The organism is Deinococcus sp., assembly GCF_018260405.1.
Lineage (GTDB): Bacteria > Deinococcota > Deinococci > Deinococcales > Deinococcaceae > Deinococcus.
Genome location: NZ_JAGLBG010000116.1, coordinates 1 through 5792, shown reverse-complemented (window position 1 = coordinate 5792; position 5792 = coordinate 1). Strand labels below are relative to the sequence as shown.

The window sequence follows — 5792 nt, the reverse complement described above, 5'->3', positions numbered from 1 at the left end:
TGAGTGTAAAAAAATACTCATAGTAGCACCAAATATTGCTATTATGAGTATTTTTATTGTTTTATAGTGTCGTTTTAACACTTGTGCCATGGGGGAGTTGGGCTATCCTTGCGTACTAATTCAAAGCTTTGCAAGACTGCGAAGCGCGAGTTAGGTATTAAGACTGTGCTACCGTCTGTATAAACTTTATATTGCTGAAAATCAAGATAGTATTCTCGTTTCCAAACTTGTGTGTCTTGACACTTAGCACCAGTTGCTGTAAAGCCAGCTTGATATTGATAACTGCCACTACCTTTAACTTCTACGACTCGGATGTTTCCACTTGCTTCAACAACGACATTGAAGTTATTTTGTGAAGTTCTTGACCATGTTTCTTTAGCTTGGTCTGTTCTAAGATAGAAAAACTTGGTGTATGTCTGACCTACTGGCATATTCTTTATTACATAACTCCCCGTAGCAAGGCTACCAAATTTTCCATCTACTTCTTTGGGAAATACGATAGTGGCAAGATTTACTGGAGTACTTTTATCTGTGCAGGAATCGCCTGGTTTGGCCGTTTCCATACAAGCTAGAGTTTCGGGGCAATTTCTACTTTTTCCCCAGTATTTGCTGAAGTAAACGTCGCTGGTAAGGTGGCAGAATTAGAAGGGATAGACTGTGTGCCACAGCTAGCCAAAAGGCTTGTCAAAATAACTAACGGCAGGAGGGCTTTCTTCATAAGACTCCTTATCCGGCTCAGAAATTTTTACTGCGACTCACACAATACATCTGCTTGGTCAGCTTTTGATGAGCTATAGTGGACCTCCTGCGGAAGTGAGTTTTCAGACTGCCCCATCTCCGCGCCTCTGCTGCCTGCGAGGAGGAATGCGGGCGCAGGTTCGAGTTGCGTAGGAGGGCCAGTGATCAGGTCGTCTGCCGGGAGTTCCACAGCCCCCCACTCCTCGACAGGCGTGGTGGGTTTGCGCCCTTTCCGGGGGGGCATCTGGCCGGGAAGGCGGGCCCCGTCGTCTGCCACAAATCTCCTTACGCCAGCCCGCCGAACGCTCCACCGATCAAAATCGGAGCGTTTTGCGCGGCCATAAATAGCCTGAGCGATCGGAGTGATCTCCGCCAGTTCGAGGTCCAGTAGCGGGGACAACTTGGCTGCGAGCTCGTCGGCGCTCGCAGCGTCAACGTCAAACTCGCGTGAGCCCACCCGCACGAGGTACACAATCTTGTCTGCCAGCATGGACTTGTCAGTGCGTTTTTTGCTCATTTGAGGACTCCATCAAGCTCGGAAAGTGGGGCCGTTTGTGGTTGACGGTATGGCAGGTACGGCATGGTTGGCCAGTGTGGGTAAGGCTGGTCAGGATGCGTGCCTTGCCACACGCGAGTACTGTGCTGCGCCAGCGCATAAACGTCCCGGCGTACCCCGCCCAATCCCGGGTAACGGGCCTGACCTGAGAATCGGAACCAAAACCTGCGCTAAGGGAATATTCCTGTTGTAATTCTTGTTATCACAGGATTTTCCACGAACCTCCTCGATGAAAGCAGCAGCGATTGCGGCAGCATTTCTTCTGCTTTAGACACTTATCACAGGAAAGACCTTCTATCGCTCGCTTAGTGGTCAATCCTTTAATCGTGGACTAAAAAATCTCCATCTAGGACAGGAGATTTCAGGGAAGTCGTTTCCTTAGCGCAGGTTTCTGTTCCGATTCTCAGGTGACCCCAAAAGTACCGAGTTCCGTCAGTGTCGGCACTTTTTCAGGCACTCAAGGGCTTTATTGGGGGGAAAATCAGGTAGAAATCTACCGTCTTGCCTCAAAGTACCAAAGCTATTCCGAAAATCGGAACTTCTAATTTCAGGGACTCAGGCCCGGAATCTGCCTCTGAGTGGGGAAATTCGCTACTTTGCGTTTCGTAGCAGCTTCCTTAAAATCCCCCCCATTTAGAGTTTCGGCACTTCGCCCACGAGAAAGCGTTGCACTTCGCCCAGACCACTGGTCTTGAGCAGCACTGCCCCCCTGTGATGAACAAGCGCAGGGAGGCTTTGGACTCGGTGGGTTTGGGCCAGTTCACTAAAGCGTTGAGGGCTGCTCTGACGGTGAATCACTTCGATTTTCTCGTCAAATGCGCCTCCCAGTGGCCCAGCGAGCATCTTCTTGAGGCGTTCGCAGTTCGGGCAGTCGTCCTGGGTGAGCAGGATAAACGGGCGCTCAGTCATGGGCCACCAGCTTTCTGGTCACGTCGGGAGCTGTTCCCGTCCAGATGGCTTCGATGTCGGCGTCCTGCAACGGTTCCACGCTGATCTTGCTGTAACTGCTGCCCTTGGCCGAGAAGAAGTCGTGGGTCGTCCCCCTGGCCCGAATGCCGTTTTGCACCACCGGGTTGATCTCCTCGTCAGGGAAGGAACGGGAGAACGCCAGATTATCGGCGAGTACGTTGAAATTGAAGCGAATGAACTTCTTGACCTCGGCAGTCAGGCTCACATCTGCGTAAAGCAGCTCGGTGTACGCCAATTCGTTTTTGTACAGCGTTTGCAAGGTTTCCTCGTACCATGCCTGTGCATAGACCTGCTCGGCGGGGTTCATGGCCACAAATTTCTCCTGAGCCAGGAGGGCCACGTAGACGCCGTGTAGCGCCTCGTCCAGAATGATCAGGTTGAAAATTTCGCCTGCCGAGACCATGCGGCCCTGTCCGGCCAGGTAAAGAGGATAGAAAAAACCGCTGTAGAACAGCGCCGTTTCCAGCATGCAAGACACCACCAGCTTCTTCCAGAGGCCCAGGTTGGACACATCGGGGTCAGCGTACACGCCATCAATGAACGTCACCTTGAATTGCAGATGCGGCTGGGTACGCACCCACTCGAATACCTCACGTTCCTCGTTGGCGCTCAGGAAGGTCTTGTTGATGAGTGAGTAACTGCGGGCATGAATGTCCTCCATCATGCCCTGAAATTGCAGCGTGGCCTTGCGGATGTGACCCGGCACGAGATGGCGCAGCGCGGGCATTCCGACTTCGCCCTGCAAGGTGTCCAGCGCGTTCAGGCCCGCCGAAGCGTGGATATACGTCCAGCGTTCCTCGTCACTCAGGGACTTCCACACCAGCGCGTCGTTGGTCAGCGGGATTTCGTCGGGAAACCACAACTGGGACGTGTATTTCTCGTAGAAGGTGACCGAGAAGCCATCTTCTGGTTCAGACCAGTTGGTGGCAGAAAAAGGGGGATGGGACATGGGGAATGCGCCTCCGGCGCGGTGAATTCTGGGAATGTGCGAATGTCTTCTTAGACTCTTAACCTCTCGACTCTTAGACAGCGGCGCAGCCGCCTACACCACGCAACTCAGGCAGTCCTGGACGTTCGTTTTGCGCAGGCGGGTGTAGTACAGGGTTTTCAGGCCCAGGCGGTAGCCATACAGGTAGTAGTTTTGCAGGGTGCGGGTAGTGGCGCTGGCGGGGACGAACAACGTGCAGGAAATGCCCTGATCCACGTGCTTCTGCGCGGCGGCCACGGTGTCCAACACGCGGCGCTGATCCATGTCGTAGGCTTCCTCGTAGTACCACTCGGTCTCTTCGGAGAGGTGCGGCATGGGGTAGATGGTGCGGGCCTTGTTGCTGGTGAGCGTCTCCACCTTCTCGGTGATCGGCATGATGCTGGCGCTGGCGTGTGACACGTAGCTGATGCTGCCGGTGGGTGCGATCGCCATAACAAACGAGTGCGCGAGGCCGTGCCTTTTGATGTCCTGCACCAGCTTTTCCCAGTCGGCGCGGGTAGGTAACTGGTGACCCTCGAACAGCGCGGCCACTTCCGGGGTTTTCGGCAGGAAGTCCCGTTCCAGGTACTGAGCGAAGTGTTCGCCCGACTGGTAGCGACTGCCCTCGAAACCCCCAAAGATGAACCCGGTGTCCCGCGCGATTTCCATACTCGCTTTGCGGGCGTGATAATGCACTGCCGCAAAAAACACGTCCACGAAATCCAGCGCTTCAGGGCTGCCGTAAATCAGTTCTTTGCCCGCCAAGAAGGAGTGCAGGCCCATCGCGCCGAGGCCAATCGAGCGCATCTCGTCGTTGGCGCGTTTGACCGCCGGAACTTCGTGCACGCTGGTGGAGCGGGCCACGTTGTCCAGCATGCGAATCGCTGCGCCCACCACCCGCCCGATGTCACCGCCCTGCATGGTCTGCTCGATCACCAGACTGGCGAGGTTGCACGACACGTCCAGCCCGATCTTATCCTTGCTTTCCTGCCCGTAGGCGTGGAAGTAACTGGGCGTGGTGGGTTGCAGGATCTCGCTGCACAGGTTGCTCATCTTGATCGAGCCGACGTTGGGAATGGGGTTCACGCGGTTGGCGTTTCCCTCGAACAGCAGGTACGGGTAACCGCTCTCGCCCTGAGTCACAGCAATGTCTTCCAAAATCCGCCGCGCTGAAACGCGCTTCTTGCGGATATTGGGGTTGTCAGCCAGGGCCTGATACTCCCGCGTCCAGTCGATGTCGGTGAACTCGCGCCCCGTCTCCTGAAACAGCGAGTGCGGGTAGAACTGGTAGATGTCCTCACCAGCGCGAACTTTCTCCATAAAGAGGTCGGGGATGGTCGCGCCAATGCTGAGGGTCTTCAGCCGGGCGTCCTCGTCAGTGGCGATCTTCTTGGCGTTCAGCAGGTCGGAAAAGTCGGCGTGCATGACGCTCAGGTACACCGCCCCTGCGCCGGGACGCTGACCCGCCTGATCAGCGTACCGCAGCATGTTGTCCAGCATCTTGGCAACGCCCATCACGCCTTTAGGCGAATTTGAACGCGCCATAGAAGACGCAAAAGGAGAAGAAAGCAAATGACAACACAAGCCCCCGCCGCCGAAGCGCCCGCGCCCCTCACCCTTCAAGACCTTTACGCTAGGGAAGCCGCTTGCCGTGTTGCCCCCGGCTATTCAAACGGTTACGCCGAACACAAGCGGGCCGCCCTTGCCGTACAGCTTCAAATGGCGGCCTTCCGGCTTATGCCTAAGCTGTCTTGGCCCGGTGGCCCGTATTGGGGCGCGGAAGTGGCAACCCCTGACATTCGTTACGCCCTGTTTAATTTGGCGGGAGCGTTCCAGTTGGCTTTAAGGTTGCGCCATGACCTGACCGCCCGAACTGGAATAACCGCCCCCCCAATGGTGGGCGAAGACTTGCCGCTTACTGAAATGGTTTTGAACGGGGATTACAAGGAAATTCACGCGGCTTTGCTGGAAGGCCGAGAATTTGACGCCGGAATGCTTGCCCGGTTTCAGTTCGTACACCGTTTTAACCGCTTGGCCCAAGTTTGCCAGTCTTCGCACCCTTCCCATTTGCCTTGGGCTTTCATGCTGGAAGCGGCCCCGGTGTTGCATCACATGGGCTTAACCGTGAATGACCTTGCCGCCGCGTATCTGGAAGCTACAAACCCCCTTGTACCTACCCCCGAACAGGCACGCGCCGAAGCGGAAGGCGGCATAGGCGGCGTGTACTACCCCGGAAGCGGTCAGCCGCTAGACCTTGAAGACCTCACCCCCGCCGAAGACCCGAACGGGCCGGAATGGGCGGCGGTCAAGACCCTAGCCGGGGCATACCGGGGCCAATGCGGGGCGTGTGGGCTAGTGCAAACATTGGCGGCCCCGAAAGACCCCGAACCTTGCCCGCGTTGCGCCTGTTCCTGTTACCAGCCCTACGCGCCCAAGCCCGAAGATAAGGAGCCTCTTTACTAATGACGGGGCTTATTCCAGAAGTGACCGCCGCCGCCCGCGCCGAACTTAAGCGCCTTGGGAATCCACTTGAAGGGGCGAAGGCGCTTGAAATGGCAATGA

The 5792-nt window shown here is 55.9% G+C and carries 6 protein-coding genes; 1 reads left to right on the top strand and 5 read right to left on the bottom strand.

Annotation, left to right across the window (positions count from 1 at the left end; genetic code table 11):
• Positions 1–74: 74 nt before the first annotated feature.
• The 5 genes from QZ269_RS11560 to QZ269_RS11540 all read right to left on the bottom strand — a co-directional run bounded on the left by QZ269_RS11560 (position 75) and on the right by QZ269_RS11540 (position 4775).
• Positions 75–563 carry a hypothetical protein gene (locus QZ269_RS11560; RefSeq protein WP_291426858.1) on the bottom strand — a complete coding sequence of 163 codons (489 nt, stop codon included), beginning with the start codon at positions 561–563 and terminating at the stop codon, positions 75–77.
• Between the two features lie 182 nt (positions 564–745).
• Positions 746–1255: a hypothetical protein gene (locus QZ269_RS11555; protein WP_291426857.1), complete on the bottom strand. Its 510-nt coding sequence runs from the start codon at positions 1253–1255 to the stop codon at positions 746–748.
• Positions 1256–1927: 672 nt separating this feature from the next.
• A complete protein-coding gene (locus QZ269_RS11550) occupies positions 1928–2203 on the bottom strand; it encodes a thioredoxin fold domain-containing protein (RefSeq protein ID WP_291426856.1) in 276 nt (91 codons plus the stop codon).
• A complete protein-coding gene (locus QZ269_RS11545; protein ID WP_291426855.1) occupies positions 2196–3212 on the bottom strand; it encodes a ribonucleotide-diphosphate reductase subunit beta in 1017 nt (338 codons plus the stop codon). Before QZ269_RS11545 ends, QZ269_RS11550 begins: the two co-directional genes overlap by 8 nt.
• A gap of 93 nt (positions 3213–3305) precedes the next feature.
• The gene (locus QZ269_RS11540; protein ID WP_291426854.1) at positions 3306–4775 is read right to left on the bottom strand and encodes a ribonucleoside-diphosphate reductase subunit alpha; all 1470 of its coding nucleotides are present in this window, start codon (positions 4773–4775) and stop codon (positions 3306–3308) included.
• Positions 4776–4802: 27 nt separating this feature from the next.
• On the opposite strand from QZ269_RS11540, the gene QZ269_RS11535 reads away from it, so the two are divergent.
• Positions 4803–5693: a hypothetical protein gene (locus QZ269_RS11535; RefSeq protein ID WP_291426853.1), complete on the top strand. Its 891-nt coding sequence runs from the start codon at positions 4803–4805 to the stop codon at positions 5691–5693.
• Positions 5694–5792 lie beyond the last annotated feature (99 nt).